This window comes from Nocardioides sp. LHG3406-4, assembly GCF_049897745.1.
Taxonomy (GTDB): Bacteria; Actinomycetota; Actinomycetes; order Propionibacteriales; family Nocardioidaceae; genus Nocardioides.
This window is the reverse complement of record NZ_JAFCWV010000001.1, coordinates 598,498-620,437: the sequence shown is the minus strand read 5'-3', so window position 1 is coordinate 620,437 and position 21,940 is coordinate 598,498. Positions and strand designations below refer to the sequence as shown.

Genomic DNA, 21,940 nt, shown 5'->3' with positions numbered 1-21,940 from the left:
ATGGCGACTAGGCGATCTTGGGTTACGACAGGGATCACCGTCCTCACCCTCGGCGTCCTTGCCGGATGTTCGGCGGGCGCCGGCTCCAGCAGCAGCGCCGGCGGCGATGGCGAGAAGGACACCGTCACCGTGGCCCTCAACATCGGCGCCCCGGCGAACCTGGACTTCACGAAGACGGACGGGGCAGCCATCCCCCAGGCGCTGCTCGGCAACGTGTACCAGGGCCTCGTGGCCCTGAACGACGACGGTGAGATCGTGCCTGCGCTCGCCGAGTCCTGGGACCTCTCCAAGGACGGCAAGACCTACACGTTCCACCTCCAGCCGGACGTGACGTTCTCCGACGGCGCCGACTTCACCGCCGACGACGTCAAGTTCAGCATCGAGCGGGTGAAGAGCGACGCGTGGACGATCTCGTTGAAGAACAAGATGGACGTCGTCGACAAGGTCGAGGTGGTCTCACCCACCGAGGTCGCCGTCACGCTGGCGAATCCCAGCAACGACTGGCTCTACAACATGGCCACGCGCGTCGGCGCGATGTTCGACAGCGAAGGTGTGGACGACCTCGCGAACTCCCCGATCGGCACGGGGCCGTTCGAGATGAGCGACTTCAACCGAGACACGTCGATCACGCTGACGCGCCGTGACGACTACTGGGGCGATGCGCCGGCGGTCAAGACGGTGACGCTGAAGTACTTCGACGACGTCAACGCCCAGATCGCCGCGCTGCAGTCCGGCGGCCTCGACGTGATCTACAACATCCCGGACTACAACGTCATCGACCAGTTCAAGGACGACGACGAGCTCGACATCGTCGAGGGCACGAGCACCACCAAGTGGGTGCTGTCCATGAACAACGAGACCGGTCTCTTCGCCGACAAGCGAGTCCGCCAGGCGGTCAACTACGCCGTCGACCGGGACGCGCTGCGGACTGCAGTGGCCAACGGGTACGGCGAGCTCACGGGAAGCATGGTCCCGCCGACCGACCCGTGGTTCAAGGACCTCTCGGGCGACTATCCCTACGACCCGGAGAAGGCCAAGCAGCTGCTGGCCGAGGCGGGGGTGTCGAACGCGAGCTTCGACTTCGACGTGCCCACGCTGCCGGCAGCCGTGTCCGCCGCTCAGGTGGTCAAGTCCGACCTGGCGAACATCGGCATCACGGCCAACATCAAGACGATGGAGTTCCCGGCTACGTGGCTGGACGAGGTCTTCACCAAGGCCGACTACGACATGTCGATCATCGGACACGTCGAGTCGCGCGACCTGGCCATCTACGCAGACCCCGACTACTACTTCCGGTACGACAGCCCGGAGTTCCAGCAGCTCATGAAGAAGGGCGACACCGGGACCTCGGAGGAGCAGGTGGAGGACTACGCGGCAGCGATGCAGCTTCTCTCCGACGACGCCGTCTCCGACTGGCTCTACCTCGCCGCCAACGTCAGCATCGTGAGCTCCGACCTCGAGGGCATGCCGAAGAACGCCATCTCGGAAGGCCTCGACGTCAGCAAGCTGGCTTGGAGCTGATGTCGTGATCCTTCGTCTGGGCAAGCGCATCGCGACGTTCGTCGTGACCATGTGGGTCGCGTCCGTCCTCATCTTCGGGCTGATGGCGGTGGTGCCGGGCGATCCTGCACAGGTCGCGCTCGGCGTGAACGCGACGCCGGAGGCGCTTGCCCAGACCCGCGAGGAGTTCGGCACCGACAAGCCTCTCGTGCAGCAGTACGCGACGTGGTTCTCGGGAGTCGCACGCGGTGACTTCGGGACGTCGTACATCACCCGTGCCGAGATCGGCCCGCAGATCGCCGAGCGGGCACAGGTCACCATGTGGCTGGTGGTGCTGAGCCTCATCCTCTCGGTCCTGGTGGCGATCCCGATCGGCGTGCTGGCAGCGGTCCGTCGCCGGCACTTCACCGGCACGCTGCTCGTCGCCGGCTCGGTGATCGGCATCGCCGTACCCAGCTTCGTCCTCGCGATCGTCCTGGTCACGATCTTCGCCGTGAAGCTGGGTGTCCTGCCCTCAGGCGGGTGGACGGTGCCCACGGAGGGCCTCGTGCCGTTCTTGAAGAGCATCTGCATGCCGATCGTCACGCTGGGCCTGGTCCAGGCCGCACTGCTCAGCCGCTACGTGCGATCCGCGACCCTCGAGGTTCTCAACCAGGACTACATGAGAACGGCGCGGGCCAAGGGCCTGACCCGGGGGCGCGCCTTCCTGCGACACGGACTGCGGAACATGCTCGTTCCGGTCCTCACGGTGCTGGGGCTGATGGTGGCGGCGCTCCTGGTCGACACGATCATCGTGGAGAAGGTCTTCGTGATTCCTGGCCTGGGCGACCTGCTCCTGACCGGGGCGACGAACCGGGATCAGCTGTTGGTGCAGGGGATCGTGATGCTGATCGTCGCTGTGATCCTCACGGTCAACCTGATCGTCGACCTGCTCTACGTCTGCGTCGACCCGCGACTGAGGAAAGCAACATGAGCGTCACTTCTGCCAACATCTCCGAAGGCGGCAGCATCGAGCTGGGCGGCTCGGCCACCCGCAAGCGCCGCTCCCTGTCCCTGAGCGCCATGATCGGCGGCACCATCGTCGCCGCCGTCGTCGTGGCGGCATTGCTCTCGTTCGTCTGGACCCCCTACAACCCCGTGCAGGTGGATGCTGCGTCCCGGTTCCTGTCGCCGTCGGGCGAGCACTGGCTCGGAACCGACGCGCTGGGGCGCGATGTCTTCAGCAATCTGCTGGCAGGCGCCCGCATCGCCCTGCTGGTCGGTCTGATCACCGTCGGCGTCGGAGGCCTGATCGGAGTTCCGCTCGGGGTCTTCGCAGCGATGAGCTCAGGCTTCGTCTCGGTGGTCGCTGAGAAGGTCATCGACCTGCTGCTCGTGTTCCCGGCGCTGCTGCTCGCCATCGCCTTCGGCTCGATCTGGGGCAGCAGCACCCAGACCGCCATGCTGGCGATCGGGATCGCCGTGGCGCCAGGCTTCGCCAGGCTGGCGCGGGCCGGCACGCTCCAGGTGCTGTCCAGCGAGTACGTGATGGCGGCCCGTGTGGCCGGTCACGGTCGCCTGTCGATCGTCGTCCGCCACGTGCTCCCCAACATCTCGGGCATCCTGCTGGTGCAGGCATCGGTCGTGTACGGCGTCGCCGTGCTGGCCGAGTCCGGCCTCTCCTTCCTCGGCTTCGGAACGACGCCACCGACCCCTTCGTGGGGACTCATGCTCCAGCAGGCGCAGACGGCGCTGTCGAGCCACCCACTGCTCAGCCTCTGGCCGGCAGGGGCGATCTGCGTGGCGGTGCTGGGCTTCAACCTGCTGGGTGACGGTCTTCGAGACCACTTCGACCCCCGTTTGGACGACCGAAGGTGAGCACCTCCTTGAGCAGCGACTCGACACGGCGCCAGGCAGGAACCGGCCGGGACGCCGATCGCGTGCTGGACGTCCGTGGACTTGCCATCAACACACCCGACCTCAGCCTGGTCCGGGACGTGAGCTTTGCGGTCAACCGCGGAGAGCGGGTCGCGCTGATCGGCGAGTCAGGCTCGGGCAAGTCGCTCACGAGCCTGGCTCTGATGGGCCTCCTCCCCGAGGGGCTCACGAGCACCGGCTCGGCCGAGCTGTCCGACGCGGGGGTCGATCTGCTGGACGTCTCGGAGAAGAAGCTCGCGAGCCTTCGCGGCGATCGCATCTCGATGGTCTTCCAAGAACCCCTCACCGCCTTGAACCCGACCCAGAAGATCGGCAAGCAGGTCGCCGAGGTGTTGCGGCTGCACCAGCGCTCGATGTCCCGCAGGGATGCGCGCGCAGAGACCGTGCGCATGCTGGGCGAGGTGCGGCTCCCCGACCCGACGCGGGCCGCGGACGCCTACCCCCACCAGCTGTCGGGGGGACAACGCCAGCGGGTCGTCCTGGCGATCGCGATGGCCAACCGACCTTCCCTGCTCATCTGTGACGAGCCGACGACCGCGCTCGACGTCACGGTGCAGGCCCAGGTCCTCGACCTGATCACCGCCGAGGTCGTCGCTCAGGACAGCGGGTTGCTGTTCATCACCCACGATCTGGCGGTCGTCTCGGGCATCTGCGACCGCGTGCTCGTCATGTACGGCGGCACGATCGTCGAGGCAGGCACGATCGAGGATGTCTTCACCCGCCCGCAGCACCCCTACACGCTGGGTCTGCTGGAGTGCTCCGACCTCAGCGACAGCGTCGACAGCCCGGTGCTGTCGACGATTCCCGGCAACGTGCCGGCGGCTGGGCAGTTCCCCGCCGGCTGCGTGTACCGGAACCGTTGCCCGCGGGAGACCGAGCGGTGTCTCGAGATGCCACCGCGCGCCATCACGATGGGACGGGAAGTCGCGTGCTGGCACCCGACGGACCGGGAAGGTGCCAACTGATGTCGACCGATGACGCCCCTGTGGTGGAGGTGCGAGACGTGCACCGCGTCTACGGCAGGAGCGGCAGCCTCCGGGGTGGAAAGCAGGGCGTGCACGCCCTCAAGGGCGTCTCCTTCCGCCTATACAAGGGGGAGAAGCTCGGGATCGTCGGAGAGTCCGGCTCCGGCAAGTCGACCCTGATCCGCATCCTCGCGGCGCTCGACCGTCCATCCGAGGGCGAGGTCCTCTTCAACGGACAGGTCATCTCGTCGCAGCCCGAACGCAAGCTGAAGGCCCTGCGACGCAACCTCCAGTTCGTCTTCCAGGACCCCATGAGCTCCCTGGACCCCCGCATGACCGTGCGCGCCGTGATCGCGGAGGCGCTCATCGGGCGGGACCGGGCCACCGTCGACCGGCGGGTCAAGGAAATGCTGGACGCCGTAGGGCTCCCTCAGCGCGCCGCCGACCGCTACCCCCACCAGTTCTCCGGAGGACAGCGCCAACGCATCAGCATCGCCCGGGCGCTTGCGCCCGCCCCCTCCGTCCTGGTCGCCGACGAGCCGGTGAGCGCGCTCGACGTCTCCGTCCGGGCCCAGATCCTCAACCTCTTGAACGAGCTGACCGAGCAGACCGGCGTCAGCATGGTCTTCGTCTCGCACGACCTGGCGGTCGTCCGCCGTGTGTGCGACACCGTGGCTGTCCTGAGTGAGGGGTCCATCGTCGAGACGGGTAGCACCGTCGACGTCTACGGCAACCCGCGCCACGAGTACACCCAGGCCTTGCTCGCCGCGTCTCCCGTCCTGAAGTTCCGCCCGGCCAAGCGCGACGACCGTCCGACAGACCACCACCCGACTTTCTCGACGAATCCGTCAGGAGACGCTCCCCATGCACCTTCCGCTTGAAGTCCCGACCGGGCTCCCGATCGGCGACGACTGGATCGACACACCGACCACCGAGCCCGTCCACTTCCCGTACGACGGGTCGGAGATCTCGCGCGCCCCGACCGGCACCGCCGACCTGGCACGCAAGGCCATCGAGGCGGCGCTGGCGGTCGAGGACGAGGCAGCCGACCTTCCGGCCCGGCTGCGGCACGAGCTGCTGATGCGAGCTCACGCAACCATCGCCGCGAAGGCAGCCGAGCTCGAGCAGCTGCTCGTCCTCGAGACCGGCAAGCCCCTGCGGGACTGCCGCGTCGAGGTCCAGCGGGCGCTGCTGACCCTCCTTCTCTCGGCCCAGGAGTCGATGCGCCTCCACGGCGAGACCGTGCCGGTCGACCTGCTGCCTTCGGGCGACGGGCTCGTCGCGTACTACCAGCGTGTGCCGATCGGGGTGGTCGTCGGGATCGCCGGCTTCAACTACCCCTTCCTCCTGGCCATGCACAAGGTCGCACCGGCGGTGGCCGCCGGCTGTCCCGTCATCTGCAAGCCGGCGCCGCAGACCCCGCTGGCCACGCTGTGGCTCGCCAAGGTGCTGCGCGACGCCGCGAGCGCGGTGGGCGCGTCGCCGGCCCTGGTGCAGGTGGTGACCGGGGGCGTCGACGTGGGTGAGGCGCTCACCACGGACCCGCGCATCGGCGCGGTCTCCTTCACCGGCTCGGCTGCCGTCGGGCACCGCATCGCTCGTGCCGCGGCTCCTCGCAAGGTGCTGTTGGAGCTGGGCAGCAATGCGGCGCTGGTGGTGGCCGCCGACGCGAACCTCGAGGCTGCTGCCGACGCTGCAGTCAACGGTGGCTTCTACGCCTCCGGCCAGGCGTGCATCTCGGTGCAGCGACTCATCGTCGAGGAGCCGGTCTACGACGACTTCCTCAAGCTGGTGGCCGACCGGGCGACGGAGGTGCGCGTGGGTGACCCCCGCGACGAGGCCACCCAGGTGAGCAGACTCATCGACGAGACGTCCACGACGCGGGTGCGCGAGTGGATCGGAGACGCCCTCGAGCACGGTGCGAGCGTCGTAGCGGGAGGTGCTGTGGACGCGCTGGTGCCGACCGTGCTGCGTGACGTCGACACCGACCACGTCGTCTGGAGCGAGGAGGTGTTCGGGCCGGTGGTCGTGGCGCGGTCGGTGCCGGACCTCGACACGGCCTTCGACGTGGTCAACGACTCTCGCTACGGCCTGCACGCGAGCGTGTTCACCGCGTCCCTGAGCACCGCAATGACGGCAATCCGCCGCCTCAAAGTTGGAGGAGTGATCGTGAACGAGGTTCCAGGATTCCGGTCCGACACCATGCCGTACGGAGGGGTGAAGGACTCGGGCATCGGACGCGAAGGGCCTCGCTACGCCATCGAGGAGCTCACCGTCACCAAGATGGCGGTGATCCGGTCATGACCACGTCTGCTGTGGGCGGTCCCACGCAGGCTCGGGAGATCGACGCGTACCGCAGCCTGTTCGACCTCACCGGCAAGACGGTCGTGCTGTTCGGCGCGGCCAGCGGCATCGGGCGGGAGTGTGCCTACGCGCTGGCCGCTCACGGGGCGCGCGTCCTTGCTGCCGACCGCGACCAGTCGTCCGTCGACGAGCTGGCTCCCACCCTCGGCAACGGCAGCGAGGGGCACGCGGTGGACCTCCTCGACGGTGAGGCCGTCGACGCGTTCGCCGAGCGCGTCGGGGCCGTCGACGCGCTGGTGTTCACCCCGGCGATCAACGTGCGGAAGCTCATCAGCGACTACACCGACGAGGACTTCCAGCGCGTCACGGAGCTCAATCTCGGCGCCTCCTTCCGTCTGCTTCGCGCCTTCGGACCACGCATGGCCGCCAACGGCGGCGGCAGCATCGTCGGGTTCTCCTCCATCCGGGCCACGACGGTCGAGCAGGGGCAAGGGGTGTACGCCGCCACCAAGGCCGGGCTGGAGATGCTGCTCCGGACGGCCGCCTGCGAGTTCGGGCCGCAGAACGTGCGAGCCAACGCCATCCGTCCGGGCGTGGTCGAGACCGCGCTCACCGAGCCGTTGCGGGCGAACGAGGACTGGAACCGGGCCTATGCGGCCAAGTCCGCCCTGGGGCGCTGGGCGAGGCCGTCGGAGCTCACCGGCGCGGTCGTCTACCTGGTGAGCGACGCCAGCACGTTCGTGACCGGCTCGATGCTGACCGTCGACGGCGGGTGGACCGCCCAGGACGGGCGCTACACCCCGCCCATGTGACACGAGGCTCCGGCACTTTCCCTGCTCAGACGAAGGACGAGACAACGATGGTGATCTACGACCCGCATCCGCGCGAGCTGCTGGATGCCGCCGCCCGCCGAGGAGTGCGACTCTCGGACGAGGAGGCCGAGCTGCTGGCGACCCTCGGACGCGGGACGTTCGACGGATGCGACCGACTGGGCGGCGTGGAGGCTTTCGAGCTGCCGTCGGGCTATCCCCGCACCGCAGGGGCCCGGCCCCAAGCGTCGGAGAACGAGCACAACGGCTGGGTGTGGCGCTGTGACGTCGAGGGCGCCGACAACGGGGTCCTCGCCGGGCACGACATCGTGCTCAAGGACATCATCCCCGTGGCCGGTCAGCCCATGACCGCAGGCTCGACCATCCTGGAGGGCAACACCGCCGCCTTCGACGCCACCGTCGTGACCCGGGTGCTCGACGCAGGAGGCCGGATCCGGGGCCTGGCCACGACGGAGGACATGTGCCTCTCGGGCGCCAGCGTCTCGGCGGCCACGGGACAGGTCCGCAATCCTCGCGACCCGTCGCGTTCGGCGGGCGGGTCCTCGAGCGGCGTAGCGGCACTGGTGGCCTCCGGTGCCGTGCACTCGGGCATCGGCGCCGACCAGGGCGGAAGCATCCGCATCCCCGCGAGTCTGTGCGGCGTCTACGGCATGAAGCCGACGTACGGGCTGATTCCCTACACCGGGTGCGCACCCATCGACCCGAGCCTGGACCACCTCGGCCCCATCGGGGGCAGCGTGGAGGCGGTGGCCAGGCTGCTCACAGCGATCGCCGGCTTCGACGGGCTGGACCCACGGCAGAGTCACCACGATGACGAGGACTACGTCAGCCGGCTCGGCGAGACCCGGGGGCCCCTGCGGGTGGGCATCCTCGCCGAGGGCTTCGACCGTCAGGACCTGTCCGATCCCGACGTGGACGAGACGGTCCGCACCGTCGCTCGAGCGGTCGCGGAGCTCGGGCACGACGTCACCCCTGTGTCCGTCCCGTTGCACAGCAGTGCCATGGACGTGCACGGCTCGCTGCTGCTGCAGGGCGCCGCCCAGTACATGCTCGGGTCCGGCGGCGTCGGCCCGATCGGCAAGGGCTTCTACGACGAGCGCATCGGCCTGGTCGGCTCGGCAGGCCTCGAGCAGCGCGGAGACCGGCTCTTCGCCAGCGTGAAGTTCGCCGCCTCGGTCGGCGGCTACCTGTGGGACAAGTACGGGGGCGCCTACTACGCGCGGGCCCAGAACGTGGCGGTGGCGTTGCGCAGGCAGTACGACGCGCTGCTCTCGGACGTCGACGTGCTGCTGATGCCGACGACCTGCATCCAGGCGCCATCCTTGCCTTCGACCACGGTTCCCGACCTCGAATCGGTGCGGATGGCCCTGGATCCGGCGCTCATCTCCAACACCTGCGCGTACAACCACACCGGGCACCCAGCACTGTCCGTGCCAGTCCCGGGTCCCGGGGGTCTGCCGGTCGGCGTGATGCTCGTCGGAGGCTGGTACGCCGAGAGCTCGCTGCTCCGCCTGGCGCACGACCTGGAACAGGCCGGGCTCACCATCACCACGGATCGGGCCGCCTGATGTCGACCAGGACGATCGCCGTCATCGCCGGCGACGGGATCGGCCCCGAGGTGACCGACGAAGCACTCAAGGTAGCCACGGCAGCGGCCCGGGTCGACGGTGTGACGCTCGAGCCCGAGGCCGTCGACCTGGGAGCGCGACGCTACCTGGAGTCGGGTCACGTGCTCGACGACGAGGACCTCGCCCGACTGGCGAAGGCCGACGCGATCCTTCTCGGCGCGCTGGGCGACCCACGCGTGCCGCCCGGCATTCTCGAGCGGGGCGTCATCGTCGGCATCCGCCGTCACTTCCGCCAGTCCGTCAACGTCCGCCCGGTGAAGCTGCTCGAGGGAGTGGCCAGTCCGCTACGGGACCTGACGCCCGACCGCTGCGACATGGTCATCGTCCGGGAGAACACCGAGGGTCTGTACGCCGGCGGCTCCAGTGCCGCACAGACCGGCACGCCGTACGCGACCGCGGTGCAGACCTCGGTCACCACGCACGCCGCGACCCGGGCGGCCATCAACTACGCCTTCAGTCTCGCCACGAGCCGGCGACGGCATGTCACCGTGTGCCACAAGACCAACATCCTCGTCGACGCCGGCCGGATCTGGTCGTCGGTGAGCGACTCGGAGAGCGCTGCCTTCCCCGACGTCGAGGTCGACTACGCCCACGTCGACGCGATGACGCTGCACATGGTCCAGAGACCAGACACCTTCGACGTCATCGTGACCGACAACCTCTTCGGAGACATCCTCTCCGACCTCGGTGCAGCCATCGCCGGTGGCTTGGGGTTCGCAGCCAGCGCGAACCTGAACCTGGACGGCGCCTTCCCCAGCATGTTCGAGCCCGTTCACGGCTCGGCGCCCGACATCGCAGGATCCGGTCGCGCGCACCCGGCGGCAGCGATCCTGTCCGCGGGCATGATGCTCGATCACCTGGGCCTGGACGCAGCGGCCGAACGGTGTCGCACGGCAGTCGCACGTGCCTCGGCCGAGCTCGCCGCCGGGGGCAGGGAGGTCCGCACGGTCGACTTCGGTGACGCGGCGACGTCCTTCGTCTCCTAGCCATAGCGGCCGGGGCGCTCTCACGACCCAGCGTGATTGCGCCTGGGTGCACGCACCTGTCAGCATCCATCGATGCTGAGTCAGGTGGCCGACGGCGTCTGGGTCCGTCAGAGCGCATGGGTCTGGAGCAATACCGTCGTAGTGCGCGTGGAGGATGGGCTGGTCCTGGTCGATCCCGGCATCGACGGGTCCGATCTGGACGAGCTCGCCGATGACCTCGACCGGCTCGACCTTCCGGTGGTCGCCGGGTTCTCCACCCACCCCCACTGGGACCACCTGCTCTGGCATCCGCGGTTTGGCGACGCGCCCCGCTACGCCACTACCGCCGGCGCCCACGCTGCGACTGAAGCGCGAGAGCGAGCGCAGACGATGGCGGCGGGCAGCGCCTCGGGCGTTCCCCTCGAGCTGATCGGGCTCGTCACCCCGCTGCCGGCGGCCGGCGGACCCGTGCCGGGCACGATCGTCGAGCATGAGGCGCACGCCATCGGCCACGCCGCGCTGCTCCTCGCGGACCGCGGCGTCCTGCTCGCCGGCGACATGCTCTCCGACGTCCTGATCCCGCTCCTGGACCCTCGCCGCCCCGATCAGGCGCGCGCCTACGAGACAGCGCTCGACCGGCTGGGTGAGGCTGCCAGGCACGTCGATGTCGTCGTACCCGGCCACGGCGCCGTTGCCGAGGCTCCCCAGGTAGCTGCCCGCTTGGCTGCCGACCATGCCTACATCGACGCGTTGCGGCGAGGGCAGGAACCGGTCGACGCGCGCCTGGACCAGGACTGGCTCTCCGGCCCTCACCAGGCGAACGTGGAGAACGCCCGACGCCCGATCGGATGAACCCGCCGCCTTCGGGTCGCGGTCGCTGCCCGCTCGTGGTCTGCACGGTGCAGCACCCGCTCAGCTGGTACGACGGCCTGCCCGTGACGTGGATCCGGCTGCGCCGCTCGGCGGGCATCTTGCCGTACCTTCGTCGCCATGCTGACTCTGCGAATCCTCGCCGACGAGAGCGGTCAACCAGACCCCCTCCTTCCCACTGTCGGTGAACTCGTCGTCCTCACGATGCTCTTGTTCGCACTGCTTGCCGCCGCGGTGATCGCGATCTGGTTGGCCCTGCGCCACGGACCGCGACCCAGGGCGCGAGCACGCGAGCAGCGGGAGAACGTCGGCCGCAGCTCCGAATAGGGTCACCCGGAACGGGGATGAAGAGCTGTGGCGGCCGACCACTACGGCAGTTTCGCGTTGAGCTACGCGACGGACAACGACTCCAACTTCTTCGATGGCTACTACGAGCGACCGCCCATGATCGCGCTGTCCGGGAATGTGGACGGTCACCGGGCTCTCGACGCGGGCCGTTGAGCGCGAAGTAGCCCGCGTGCGACGGGTCCTCGGAAGACGATGACGAGCCAATTGAAAAGAGGCGCGGCCGACCCCCCGTGGAGCCGGCCGCGCCCCCAGGAGGCGCCGAGAGCTAGCGCTTGATGTTCACGAGCTCCTCGAGCACCTGGTCGGAGGTGGTGATGACGCGGCTGGAGGCCTGGAAGCCGCGCTGGGCGAGGATCAGGTTGGTGAACTCGGCTGCCAGGTCGACGTTCGACATCTCGACGGAGCCTGCCAGCAGGGTGCCGCGGGCGCCCTGGCCCGACACGCCGAGCTGCGCGGCGCCGGAGTTGGCGGACTCGCGGAAGCTCGTCTCGCCCACCTTCTCCAGGCCCATCGGGTTGTTGAAGTCGGCGATCGCGATCTGCATCATGTCGCGCTGGACGCCGTCGGAGAAGACGCCGCGGACGATGCCCGACGCGCCGATCGTGTACGTCTTCAGCTCGACGCCCGCGGGCACGGGCGGCGTGAGGCCGGCGGTGCCGAGGGTGACATCGGTGAGTCCACCGGTGGGCACGCCGGTGGCGTCCAGGGCGTAGCCCTGCACGCGGGCTCCGGCCGGGGTGACCAGGAAGTCGGTCTCGTCGAAGTTGAACGCGCCGGCGCGGGTGTAGACCTGCTGGCCGTTGGACTCGACGACGAAGAAGCCGTCGCCCTGGAGCATCAAGTCGGTGGCGCGGCCGGTGCTCTGGGCCGAGCCCTGGTTGAAGTTGGTATTGGTGGAGGCCAGCTGCACGCCGAGGCCGATCTGGATGGGGTTGGTGCCACCCTGGTCGGCGGTCGAGCCCGACGCGCCGGTGAGCATCTGGCTCAGCGTGTCCTTGAAGACGGTGGTGCTGGCCTTGAAGCCGGTGGTGTTGGCGTTGGCGATGTTGTTGCCGGTCACGTCGAGCATGGTCTGGTTCACGCGGAGGCCGCTGATGCCGGCGAAGAGAGAGCGAAGCATGGTGGTTCCTTTCTTGTCCGCTCAGGCGGAGATGGTCTGGGTGGGTGGGGTGGTGGGCGGCGTGGTGGGCGCGGTACCGGCGGTGGCGACGGACTGGACGGACCCGAGCGGAACCGTCTTGCCGGCCACGTCGAGCACGGGACCGTCGGCTCCGAAGGTGACGCCGGAGACGAGCCCGGACGCGGTCGCCCCCGCCTCGTCCAGGTAGGTGACCTGGCGGCCGACGAGGCCGGTTGCCCCGAACGCCACCTGGGCGGCCAGCAGCTGTCCGGTCTGGTCGGCGACGGCCTGCATCTTCTCCAGGGCCGTGAACTGTGCAGACTGGGCCAGGAACTGGCTGGAGTCGGTGGGGTTCATCGGGTCCTGGTACTTCATCTGGGCGACCAGGAGCTTCAGGAACATCTCCTTGTCCTCACCGGCGGTGCTGGCGGTCCCGGCGTTCTCGACGGGACCGAACATGCCGGTCGTGACGCTTTCCACGGGGGGAATCGACACGGTGGCTCCTCACACGGTCACGTCGACACCCGCAGAGCGGCTGGCGCGGACCTGGTTGAGCGGACCGGAGGCTGAGCCCCGTGGTCCGCTGTTCGAGCCATCCGTGGCGAAGTGGCCCTCACGCGTCCGTGCGTCTCGGCCCTGGGCGTCGCGCTGCTGCTGGTGCGCGTCGTACCCGCTGCGGCTCAGGTCGGAGCGGTTGCTCCCCTGGTCGGCAGTGCTCAAAGTGGCGCCTCCGGCGCCGGTGTCGCGTACGGCGACGATCGCGTCGGCCCCCGCGTGGCCGAGCAGCCGGCGGAGCTCGGGGAGGCCCTCGGCCATGATCCGCCCGGCTTCGGTGGCCGCGTGGATGTTGATCTTCATCTCCCCGCCGCGCACCGACAGGGTGACCCGGACGTCGCCCAAGGTCTCCGGGTGCAGGTTGAGGGTGATCCGGTGAATGCCCTCTCCGCCCGAGCTCGCACGCACCGCGAGCCGGCCGATCTCGGGGAAGACCTGGGCCGTGACCTGGTCGGGGATGTGGTGCGGGCCGGCATGCACCGGCCCCGCCGCGGTGAGCGGCGCGGTGACCGCCGGAGGCGTCACCGCCGCGTTCGGCACGACGGGCTGCGGGGCCGCGGTAGCAGGGGCGGCTGCACCCGGGTCGGTGGCGGTGGCGGGCGCCGGGACGGCGGTGGCCGCGGTGGCGGGGACGGCCTGGGCGGTGCCCGGGGAAGCCGTGCCGTCGCCGGCGCCCTCTGGCGCCGGTCCGGTCGCGGGTACGCCGCCCGGCTGGCCCGGCTGGGTCGAGGCCGCGGGCTGACCCGGCGTACCCGGCAGGCCAGGCAGCTCGGGAGCCCGAGGGCCGCCCTTGACGACCATTCCGGTGGTGCAGCCGTAGGTGCGCGTGACCTCGACCCCGCCGTCGGCGGCCACCTGGGGCAGGGTCGACGTCGTGGACTCGGTCGAGCCCTCTGAATCCGCCGTGCCCGGCGCGGCCGGAGCGACCGCGACGGGCGTCGCGATGGCGGCAGCCGCCGGGTTGGCAACCGGCACGGCCGCGGCCACGAGCACCGAGTCGGCGTCCGCGACGGTCTGGTCCGTCTCGTCGGTCGCAGCACCGCCGGCACCTCCGGCGTCGCCGGTGGCGACTGCCGTGTCCTCCCCGAGCAGCCCGGCCATCAGGCTGGCGAACACGCCCGGCTCCGCGGCGGCATCGCCCGCCTTCGAGGCCGCCGGCGCGGGGGTGGGCACGGCGACTGGCGCCGCGGGCATCATCGAGATCCCGCTCATGTGGTGGCCTCCATGGTCGTCATGATCGAACGGACGTAGTTCTGGGTCTCGGCGTACGGCGGGACGCCGTCGTACTTCAGGACGGCACCCGGCCCGGCGTTGTAGGCGGCCAGCGCGAGCTCGGTGCTGCCGAAGCGGCTCATCAGGTCCTTGAGGAGGCGCGCGGCACCGGCCACGGACTGGGTGGGGTCGAACGGGTCGGTCACGCCCAGGCCCTTCGCGGTCGCCGGCATCAGCTGCATGAGGCCCTGGGCGCCGGCCGAGCTCACGGCGGCCGCATCGAAGCCGGACTCCTGGCGGGCGACCGCCGACAGCAGCATCGGGTCGATGCCGTAGGTGCGGCCCGCGGTGTTGAAGGCGTCGGCGTACGGCACGAAGCTGGGGACGCCGCCACCGGAGACGCTCGCCGTCGTCGTGGGCGAGGTCGACGTCACCGGGGCCGCGTCGGGCAGGATGCGACGGATGACGTCGGGCGTGGAGGGCACGTCGACGATGCGGACGTCCAGGCCCGTGCGCGGGGCCTCGATCATCTTGCCGTCGCCCATGTAGATGGCGATGTGGTCGACGCCGCTGTTGCGGCTGGAGTTGTCCCACGCGATCAGGTCGCCGGGGCGGGCCTCCGCCATGCTCGCCACGGGCCGGCCCGCTCTGGCCTGGTCGGCGGAGACGCGCGGCAGGTCGTAGCCGAACTCCTTGTAGACCAGCTGCACGAGTCCGGAGCAGTCCATGCCGGTCGGGCTCGTGCCGCCCCACACGTAGGGGACACCGACGTACTGCTTGGCCTCCTCGACCACGGCCAACCCGTCGGCGGTGGCCCCGGCGCTGGCCATCCCGCCGCTCGCCGTCGACGTCAGCGACGTCGCGCTGAGGGCGTTGGCGAAGGCGGCGCTCGACACCGGGTTGCTGGCCGGGGTCAGCAGGTTGATCTGCGACTGGATCTGGGAGATCCGGGAGGTCACGTCGTTGATGGTCACGCGTCGCCCTCCTCGTCCATGGCCTGCCTGCGGCGCAGCCAGCCCTGGCCGGCGATGTCGTCGAGGTGGTGGGCCTCGATGCGGGCACGTTCTGCACGACGCTGCTCCGCACGACGCTCGAGCAGCATGGTCACCGCCTCCAGGCGGGACCGGTCGCTGCGCCAGTGCGCGGTGGCCGCGGCCATGACGGAGGCCGAGACGCGAAGGTCCTCGCGTCGGCCGATCAGCGCCTCGCCCACCGCGAGGGCGTGCCTGCGGTCGGCCAGGTAGGTCACCGAGGTCCCCGAGACGAAGGACGCCTGTGCGGCGAGCTGGCCCTCGAGAGTGCGCACTCCCGCCTCGACAGCCGCGTGCTCCGCGATGGCGGTCGACAGTCCGTGCCTGCTGTCGCGCTCGCGGACATCTCGGACTCGCGCGACGGCCCGGAGGCCGGCGTCGTGCTTCGCGGTCATCGGGCTGCCCCGGGCCCATGGCCGACGACGTCGTGCAGCCGCGCCCAGGTGGTCGCGAGCGGGCTCGCCTCGCCCATCTCCTGGCGCAGGAAGGCGTCCATGGCAGGCATCGCGGCGATGGCTGCGTCGGCGTCGGCGTCGGCGCCGCTGACGTAGGCACCGATCTCGACGAGCTCGCGGACGTCGCGGTGCGCGGCCATCAGGCGGCGCATCCGTGTCGCGTCGGCGCGCTGGTCGACCGTCGTCACGGCGGAGGTGACCCGGCTGATCGACTCGAGCACGTCGATGCTGGGGAAGTGGCCCGAGGTGGCGAGCCGGCGCGAGAGGACGATGTGGCCGTCGAGGATCGACCGGGCGGTGTCGCCGACGGGGTCCTGGAGGTCGTCGCCCTCGATGAGCACCGTGTAGAGGCCGGTGATGCTGCCCTCCGGCGAGGTGCCGGCCCGCTCGAGGAGCTGGGGGAGGAGGGCGAAGACGCTGGGCGGGTAGCCCCGCGTGGCGGGCGGCTCGCCGGCCGAGAGCCCGATCTCGCGCTGGGCCATGGCGACGCGGGTGAGGCTGTCCATCATCAGCATCACGTGGCGTCCGCTGTCGCGGAACCACTCGGCGATGCGGGTCGCGACGAAGGCCGCGCGCAGCCGTTCGACGGGCGGTGCGTCAGATGTCGCCACCACCACGACGGAGCGGGCCAGGCCCTCGGGACCCAGGTCGTTCTCGATGAACTCGCGCACCTCGCGGCCACGCTCGCCGACCAGGGCGATGACCGAGACGTCGGCGTCGGTCCCGCGGGCGACCATCGAGAGCAGGCTCGACTTGCCGACACCCGAGCCGGCCATGATGCCGAGGCGCTGGCCGCGGCCGAGCGGGGTGAGAGCGTCGACAGCCCGGACGCCGGTGCCGATCTGGTGGTCGATGCGGGGCCGCTGCAGCGCCTGGGGAGGAGTGAGGTTGACGCCCACGGTCTCGAGCCCGGTGAGGGACGGACCACCGTCGACGGGCCGGCCGATGCCGTCGACCACTCGGCCGAGCAGCTGCTCACCGACGTGGATCGCCAGCGGGCCGCCGGTGTGCCGCACGGACACACCTGCCGTGAGACCGGTCGTCGAGCCGAGCGGCAGGCAGGTGAGGCCGGCCGGACCGCTGGCAGCCACCTCGGCCAGCACGGGGTTGCGCTCACCGATCGAGACCACGTCGCCGATGGCGGCGGCCAGCCCGCTGACCTGGACCTGCAGGCCCAGCACGCGCGTCACGCGGCCGAGCACGATCGGCCGGGCGGCATCGAGCGCTGCCCGGCGCACCGACTCAGTGAGGACACTCACCGGAGGGCCTCCCCGACGCGGGCCATGGCGGTGGAGACGCGCAGGTCGACGACGCGAGCGTCGGTCTCGATGAGCACGTCGCCCTGGTCCAGGGTGGGGTCGACGACGACGGTGATGCCCTGGCTGGTGAGTCCCGACAGGTCGGCCTGCGCGCCGGTGCGGGGGTTGACCCGCACCGTGACGCCGGTCTGCTGCGGCGTCGCGGCCAGCACTCGGCGTACGACGTCTCCGTCGGTCTCGCGCTCCTGTGCCGCGCCGACGATCGTGCGGGTGAGCTCGAAGGCGAGGTCGGTGGCGCGCTCGTCGACGTCGCGACGGCACTCGTCGATGGCGGTCACGAGCTGGGCGGTGGTCCTCTTCAGCACGTCCAGGGCCGCGCGGTGCTCGGCCTCGTGGCGCTGACGATCCAGGTCGGCCTCCTCCTGGTGCCGGCGCGCGGCGACGTACGCCGATGCCTCGGCATCGCGACGACCCTCGGTCCACCCGATGGCGTAACCCTGCGAGCGGGCGGCGGCGCGAGTGGTCTCCGCGAGGGCGGCGAGCGCGTGCTCGGTGACCTCGTCGGCGAGCACGCCGCTGTTGCCGTACCTCGTCCAGTGCCCCTTGCGAAGCTCGGGCAGGGTCGCGACCGTCGCGATCGTGGAGATGTCGGCGTCCTGCGGGATGCCGGTCGTGGTGGGACGGAAGTCAGCCGCCAGCGCCTCAGACAACGTACTCCTCCTCGTTGGCTCGGCGGATCGAGATCTCGCCCTTCTCCTCGAGCTGGCGCATCGTGCGGATGACCGCCTGCTGTGCCTCCTCGACCTGGACGAGCCGCACCGGTCCGAGCAGCTCGATCTCCTCGACGAGGCCCTCGGCGGCGCGCTGGGACAGGTTCGTGGTGATCTTCGAGCGGACCTCCTCGGCCACGCCCTTGAGCGCCAGCGACAGCGTCGCGGTGTCGACGCCCCGCAGGATCTGCTGCACGGAGCGGTCGTCGATCATGGTGATGTCCTCGAACATGAACATCCGGCTGCGCACCTCTTCGGCCAGCACTTGGTCCAGGTTCTCGAGGCCCTCGATGATCTGCCGCTCGGTGGCCCGGTCGGAGCGGTTGATGATGTTGACCAGCGGGTCGACGCCGCCGACGCGCGAGGTCTCGGTCGGCTGCAGCATGGAGGAGAGCTTGCGCTCCAGCGTGGCCTCGACGGTGCGGATGATCTCGGGCGAGGTGCGGTCCATGACCGCGATCCGGTGCGCGACCTGCGCCTGCTGCTCGGGCGGCAGGCCCGACAGCAGGAGCGAGGCCTTCTCGGCCGTCATGTGCGCCAGCACCATCGCGATGACCTGCGGGTGCTCGTCGGCGATGAAGGAGCGCAGCTGGGCCGGGTCGGCACGGTGCAGGAACTGGAACGGCATCTGTACGACGGCGGCGTTGAGGCGCTCGATGATCTCCGCGGCGCGCTCGGCACCGAGGGACTGCTCGAGGATCTGCTGGGCGAACGCCAGGCCACCCTGCTGGATGTGCGCGCGAGCGGTGAGCAGGTCGCGGAACTCCTCGAGGATCTGGCCGCTCTCGGCGGCGTTGACGTTGTCGAGGCGGGCGATCTCGGCCGACACGGCCTCGACCTCGGCCTCCGACATGTGCGCCATCACGGAGGCGGCCCGGTCGCGGCCCAGCTGGATCAGCACGATCGCTGCCTTGCGGACCCCGGCGTTGGCGACGGCGACTGTTCCCTCGGACATCAGTTCTGCACCAGCCAGCCGCGGAGCAGGGAGGCGACTTCCTCGGGCTGCCGTTCGACCAGGGCGGCCAGCTCGGCGCGCATCTCCTCGGCCTTGGCCTGCTCGGTGGACTCGAGCGCTAGCACCGCGGGCGGCGGCTCGACCGGGGTCGCCGTGCGAGCTGCCGACTCGTTGCGGAGCTGCTCGACGACGTACGTGGTGGCCTGGTCGCGCGCCTTGGCCCGCTTGCGGCCCTTGAACCACGCCAGAGCCAGGATCAGCGCGACGACGCCGCCCAGGGCGCCGTTGCGGATCGCCTCGTTCATGTTGGCCTTCTTCTCGGCGGCTGCGGCGTCCTCGAGCTCCTTCTTCGCGGCCTCCTCGGCGGTGCGGTCGAAGGGCATCGCCTGCACCTCCACGAGGTCCCCACGCGCCTCGTCGAGTCCGGCGCCGGCGACGATGAGCGCGGCGACGTCCTCGGTGCTGATGTCGCGGGCCGCGGCGGAGTCGAGCACCGCGGAGACGGAGACCAGCTCGGGTGCGCCCGGTGCCGACTCGCGGTGCTCGACGACGGTGTCGACGGCGTTGTCGGAGGTCTTCGACTCCTTCTTGTACGCGCCGTCCTTGCCGGCGCCGCCGGTCGGCTCCATCTGGCCGTCGGGGCCGACGACGCCGCCGATGCTGGATCCGCCGGGACCCTTGTACTCCTCGGTCTGCACCGACTCGGAGAGCGGCTTGGCGTTCTCCTTGGTCGTGTAGGACTTGGACTCCTGCACCGACTTGTCGAAGTCGAGGTTGGCCGAGACGGTGACCTTGGAGTTGCCCGAGCCGACGACGCGGTCAAGCATCTGCTGGATCTTCGTCGTCATCTGGTCCTGGTAGTCCTCGACCTGCTGGCTGCGGGTGCTGGCGCTGCCGCTGCCGGTGCCGTCGTCGACGGAGAGAACCTGGCCAGTCGCGTCGGCGACGGTGACCTTGGCCGGGTCGAGCCCGTCGATGGACGAGGCCACCAGGTGCACGATCGCCTGCACCTGGTTGGGCTGGAGGGTGGCTCCGGCGGCGGTGGCGACCAGCACCGAGGCGGTGGTCGGGTCCTGCTCGTCGGCGAAGACCTGCTTCTCGGGCATGGCCAGGTGCACGACAGCGGTCTCGACGCCGTCGATGGCGCCGATGGTGCGCGAGAGCTCGCCCTCCATCGCCCGCTTGAAGGCCGTCTGCTCCTGGAACTGCGAGGCCGAGATCGACTGCGAGTCCAGCAGGGAGTAGCCGCCGTCGGAGCTGGTGGGCAGGCCCTCGCCGCTCAGCGCGATCCTGGTCGCGTAGACCTTGTCCTGGGGCACCATCACGGTCCCGCCGCCACCGCTGATCTCGTAGGGGACGCCGTCCGCGTCGAGCTTCTCGATGACCGCGGAGGCGTCCTTCGACGACATGTTGCTGAAGAGCGGGCTGTAGTCGGGGGTCGATGCCCAGCGGAACACCATGAAGCCTGCCAGCAGCAGGCCGAGGGTGCCGACGACGGCGACGACCTTCTGCCCGGGGGCGAAGGAGTTGAAGGTGCTCTGGTAGCGGCTCAGGGACCGCGTGATGTTGTGGCGCATCAGACCTGCATCCGCATGATCTCGTTGAAGGCCTCGACCGCGCGGTTACGCACCGCGACGGTGAGCTGGGTCGTGACCGCTGCCTCGGAGGCCGCGACGGTGTAGTCGTGGATGTTCGACAGGTCGCCGGTGGCCGCCTGGACCGCGAGGCCGTCGGCTCGGTCGGTGACGTTCTCGAGGTTCTGCAGGCCGTCGACCAGCATGTCGCCGAAGGCCTTGTTGGGGCCCTCGGCCGACGACGACTTCCCGAGGGTGACCGTCTCGCTGCCGGCGACGGGAGCGGTGAACGGCGTGAAGCCGACACCCTCGATGCCTCCGATACTCATCAGGACCTTCCGATCTGGAGGGCGGCGTTGTAGCCGTCCTGGGCTGTCTTGGTGACCTGGACCGCCGCCTGGAAGCCCCGCTGGGCCATCACCAGCTGCGACATCTGCGACCCGAGGTCGATGTCAGGCGACCGGACGTAGCCGTCCGCGTCGGCCAACGGGTGGTCGGGGGAGAAGACCAGCCGGCCTTCCGGGTCGCCCTCCGCGATGCCGGCCACGTCGACGCCTCCGTCGGGGCGGGCGCGGGCGATGACCATCTGGGCCTGGAAGGCGTCCTCGTCGGTGCCGGTGATGGTGTTCGCGTTGGCGATGTTGTCGGCGAGCGAGTCGAGCCAGGTCTGGTGCATGCCCAGGCTGGTGTTGGCGATCCGCAGGGACTCGAAGGCGCCCATCACTGACTGCTCAGGGAGGCGCGGAGGAGGTTGTGCCGGTCGGAGACGGCCCGGCTCATCATCTGGTACTGGAACTGCGACTGCATCGCGGCGAGCGTCTCCTTGCGGAGGTCGACGTTGTTGCCGTTGGCCCCGATCGGGGTGTCGGTGGGCATCTCGGTCGCCGTGGTCTGGGACGTCTCGATGTCGCCGGTCGCGATGGCCGAGCGCAGCGAGGTCTCGAAGTCCACCGAGGAGGCGCGGAAGCCGGGAGTGTCGACGTTGGCGATGTTGTCGGCGATGACGTTCTGCCGAAGCGAGACGCCGTCCAGCGCGCTGTTGAGCACGTGGCTGACGGCATCGGATATCGCGAAGGACACGACGTACCTCTCTGAGAAGCGAGGGGGGTGCCGGTCCTTCGGCGGGAGTGAGCGATCCGTGCTCAGTTGGGATCTTCGGCCGTGCTCATCCCCAATTGAGGGTAAACATCCGAAGATGGCCCGGGGCGGACGAAGCAGGGGACCAAGGTCCCGCGGGATCCACCCGAAGTCGGGGTCGGGCCCGGGCGCATTCGCACGTGCGGAAGCCGGCCAGCCGCCTCGGACCGGGGTCGGAGGCGGCTGGCCGGCAGGTCCCGGCGACGTCTCAGGCAGTGATGTCGAGGTAGACGGGGAGCTGTGCGGCGTTGACGGCCTGGGTGACCCGTGCGGTGTACCGCTGCTGGCGCATGACGCGCTGCAGGGCGTCGGTCAGCCCGGCGGCGAGCTGCTGCTGGCGCACGAGGATCTGCCGGGCACGGGGCATCAGCGCCGGCGGGATGGGGCCGAGGTCGCGCGGCTCCTCCCACCCCAGTGCGGGTTGGTGGTCGAAGGTGCCGGTGGCGCTGTCGAGCTGGTGACGCTCGATCTGGCAGAGCTCGAGCTCGAGCCGGTCCAGCTCGGTGGCCCAGGTCAGCTCGATCTCCGGTGTGTGGAGCGCCATG

Annotated in this window: 25 protein-coding genes; 12 read left to right on the top strand and 13 right to left on the bottom strand. The window is 70.1% G+C overall.

Annotation, left to right across the window (positions count from 1 at the left end; translation table 11 throughout):
* The 12 genes from ACP7BP_RS03005 to ACP7BP_RS02950 all read left to right on the top strand — a co-directional run bounded on the left by ACP7BP_RS03005 (nucleotide 1) and on the right by ACP7BP_RS02950 (nucleotide 11,480).
* On the top strand, nucleotides 1-1,521 hold the full coding sequence (locus ACP7BP_RS03005; protein ID WP_426242346.1) for an ABC transporter substrate-binding protein: 1,521 nt from the start codon (nucleotides 1-3) through the stop codon (nucleotides 1,519-1,521).
* Between the two features lie 4 nt (nucleotides 1,522-1,525).
* Nucleotides 1,526-2,473, top strand: coding sequence for an ABC transporter permease (locus ACP7BP_RS03000; RefSeq protein ID WP_426242344.1), 948 nt, complete (start codon nucleotides 1,526-1,528; stop codon nucleotides 2,471-2,473).
* Complete coding sequence (locus ACP7BP_RS02995; protein ID WP_426242342.1) at nucleotides 2,470-3,357, top strand: ABC transporter permease; 888 nt, start codon at nucleotides 2,470-2,472, stop codon at nucleotides 3,355-3,357. Before ACP7BP_RS03000 ends, ACP7BP_RS02995 begins: the two co-directional genes overlap by 4 nt.
* Nucleotides 3,354-4,382 (top strand): ABC transporter ATP-binding protein, encoded by a 1,029-nt coding sequence (locus ACP7BP_RS02990; RefSeq protein WP_426242340.1) that lies wholly within the window; start codon nucleotides 3,354-3,356, stop codon nucleotides 4,380-4,382. The genes ACP7BP_RS02995 and ACP7BP_RS02990 overlap by 4 nt, the downstream gene beginning before the upstream one ends.
* On the top strand, nucleotides 4,382-5,263 hold the full coding sequence (locus tag ACP7BP_RS02985; RefSeq protein WP_426242338.1) for an ABC transporter ATP-binding protein: 882 nt from the start codon (nucleotides 4,382-4,384) through the stop codon (nucleotides 5,261-5,263). The genes ACP7BP_RS02990 and ACP7BP_RS02985 overlap by 1 nt, the downstream gene beginning before the upstream one ends.
* Complete coding sequence (locus tag ACP7BP_RS02980) at nucleotides 5,247-6,686, top strand: aldehyde dehydrogenase family protein (RefSeq protein WP_426242336.1); 1,440 nt, start codon at nucleotides 5,247-5,249, stop codon at nucleotides 6,684-6,686. Before ACP7BP_RS02985 ends, ACP7BP_RS02980 begins: the two co-directional genes overlap by 17 nt.
* Complete coding sequence (locus ACP7BP_RS02975; protein WP_426242334.1) at nucleotides 6,683-7,498, top strand: SDR family NAD(P)-dependent oxidoreductase; 816 nt, start codon at nucleotides 6,683-6,685, stop codon at nucleotides 7,496-7,498. Before ACP7BP_RS02980 ends, ACP7BP_RS02975 begins: the two co-directional genes overlap by 4 nt.
* A gap of 47 nt (nucleotides 7,499-7,545) precedes the next feature.
* Complete coding sequence (locus ACP7BP_RS02970) at nucleotides 7,546-9,084, top strand: amidase family protein (RefSeq protein ID WP_426242332.1); 1,539 nt, start codon at nucleotides 7,546-7,548, stop codon at nucleotides 9,082-9,084.
* Complete coding sequence (locus tag ACP7BP_RS02965) at nucleotides 9,084-10,130, top strand: 3-isopropylmalate dehydrogenase (protein WP_426242331.1); 1,047 nt, start codon at nucleotides 9,084-9,086, stop codon at nucleotides 10,128-10,130. Before ACP7BP_RS02970 ends, ACP7BP_RS02965 begins: the two co-directional genes overlap by 1 nt.
* 72 nt (nucleotides 10,131-10,202) lie before the next feature.
* The gene (locus ACP7BP_RS02960; RefSeq protein WP_426242329.1) at nucleotides 10,203-10,961 is read left to right on the top strand and encodes an MBL fold metallo-hydrolase; all 759 of its coding nucleotides are present in this window, start codon (nucleotides 10,203-10,205) and stop codon (nucleotides 10,959-10,961) included.
* A gap of 138 nt (nucleotides 10,962-11,099) precedes the next feature.
* Nucleotides 11,100-11,306: a hypothetical protein gene (locus tag ACP7BP_RS02955; RefSeq protein ID WP_426242327.1), complete on the top strand. Its 207-nt coding sequence runs from the start codon at nucleotides 11,100-11,102 to the stop codon at nucleotides 11,304-11,306.
* A gap of 27 nt (nucleotides 11,307-11,333) precedes the next feature.
* Nucleotides 11,334-11,480, top strand: a complete 147-nt coding sequence (locus ACP7BP_RS02950) for a hypothetical protein (protein WP_426242326.1) — start codon at nucleotides 11,334-11,336, stop codon at nucleotides 11,478-11,480.
* A gap of 112 nt (nucleotides 11,481-11,592) precedes the next feature.
* Here ACP7BP_RS02950 and ACP7BP_RS02945 read toward each other — a convergent pair whose 3' ends face one another.
* From ACP7BP_RS02945 to ACP7BP_RS02885, 13 genes are all read right to left on the bottom strand, one after another.
* Entirely contained in the window at nucleotides 11,593-12,447 is an 855-nt protein-coding gene (locus ACP7BP_RS02945) for a flagellar hook-basal body complex protein (RefSeq protein WP_426242324.1), read from the bottom strand.
* A gap of 21 nt (nucleotides 12,448-12,468) precedes the next feature.
* Nucleotides 12,469-12,942 (bottom strand): flagellar hook assembly protein FlgD, encoded by a 474-nt coding sequence (locus tag ACP7BP_RS02940; RefSeq protein ID WP_426242322.1) that lies wholly within the window; start codon nucleotides 12,940-12,942, stop codon nucleotides 12,469-12,471.
* 9 nt (nucleotides 12,943-12,951) lie between these two features.
* Nucleotides 12,952-14,214: a flagellar hook-length control protein FliK gene (locus ACP7BP_RS02935; protein ID WP_426242320.1), complete on the bottom strand. Its 1,263-nt coding sequence runs from the start codon at nucleotides 14,212-14,214 to the stop codon at nucleotides 12,952-12,954.
* Entirely contained in the window at nucleotides 14,211-15,188 is a 978-nt protein-coding gene (locus ACP7BP_RS02930) for a transglycosylase SLT domain-containing protein (protein ID WP_426242319.1), read from the bottom strand. The genes ACP7BP_RS02935 and ACP7BP_RS02930 overlap by 4 nt, the downstream gene beginning before the upstream one ends.
* A complete protein-coding gene (locus ACP7BP_RS02925; protein WP_426242317.1) occupies nucleotides 15,185-15,640 on the bottom strand; it encodes a flagellar FliJ family protein in 456 nt (151 codons plus the stop codon). The genes ACP7BP_RS02930 and ACP7BP_RS02925 overlap by 4 nt, the downstream gene beginning before the upstream one ends.
* Nucleotides 15,637-16,959, bottom strand: a complete 1,323-nt coding sequence (locus tag ACP7BP_RS02920) for a FliI/YscN family ATPase (RefSeq protein ID WP_426242315.1) — start codon at nucleotides 16,957-16,959, stop codon at nucleotides 15,637-15,639. Before ACP7BP_RS02920 ends, ACP7BP_RS02925 begins: the two co-directional genes overlap by 4 nt.
* A complete protein-coding gene (locus ACP7BP_RS02915; RefSeq protein ID WP_426242314.1) occupies nucleotides 16,956-17,669 on the bottom strand; it encodes a FliH/SctL family protein in 714 nt (237 codons plus the stop codon). The genes ACP7BP_RS02920 and ACP7BP_RS02915 overlap by 4 nt, the downstream gene beginning before the upstream one ends.
* Nucleotides 17,662-18,684 (bottom strand): flagellar motor switch protein FliG, encoded by a 1,023-nt coding sequence (gene fliG, locus ACP7BP_RS02910; protein WP_426242312.1) that lies wholly within the window; start codon nucleotides 18,682-18,684, stop codon nucleotides 17,662-17,664. The genes ACP7BP_RS02915 and fliG overlap by 8 nt, the downstream gene beginning before the upstream one ends.
* Nucleotides 18,684-20,261 carry a flagellar basal-body MS-ring/collar protein FliF gene (fliF, locus tag ACP7BP_RS02905; protein ID WP_426242310.1) on the bottom strand — a complete coding sequence of 526 codons (1,578 nt, stop codon included), beginning with the start codon at nucleotides 20,259-20,261 and terminating at the stop codon, nucleotides 18,684-18,686. Before fliF ends, fliG begins: the two co-directional genes overlap by 1 nt.
* Nucleotides 20,261-20,587: a flagellar hook-basal body complex protein FliE gene (gene fliE, locus ACP7BP_RS02900; RefSeq protein ID WP_426242308.1), complete on the bottom strand. Its 327-nt coding sequence runs from the start codon at nucleotides 20,585-20,587 to the stop codon at nucleotides 20,261-20,263. Before fliE ends, fliF begins: the two co-directional genes overlap by 1 nt.
* The gene (locus ACP7BP_RS02895) at nucleotides 20,587-20,979 is read right to left on the bottom strand and encodes a flagellar basal body rod protein FlgC (RefSeq protein ID WP_426242306.1); all 393 of its coding nucleotides are present in this window, start codon (nucleotides 20,977-20,979) and stop codon (nucleotides 20,587-20,589) included. The genes fliE and ACP7BP_RS02895 overlap by 1 nt, the downstream gene beginning before the upstream one ends.
* Nucleotides 20,979-21,338 (bottom strand): flagellar basal body rod protein FlgB, encoded by a 360-nt coding sequence (gene flgB, locus ACP7BP_RS02890; protein WP_426242304.1) that lies wholly within the window; start codon nucleotides 21,336-21,338, stop codon nucleotides 20,979-20,981. The genes ACP7BP_RS02895 and flgB overlap by 1 nt, the downstream gene beginning before the upstream one ends.
* A gap of 265 nt (nucleotides 21,339-21,603) precedes the next feature.
* Nucleotides 21,604-21,939, bottom strand: coding sequence for a hypothetical protein (locus tag ACP7BP_RS02885; RefSeq protein ID WP_426242302.1), 336 nt, complete (start codon nucleotides 21,937-21,939; stop codon nucleotides 21,604-21,606).
* Nucleotide 21,940 lies beyond the last annotated feature (1 nt).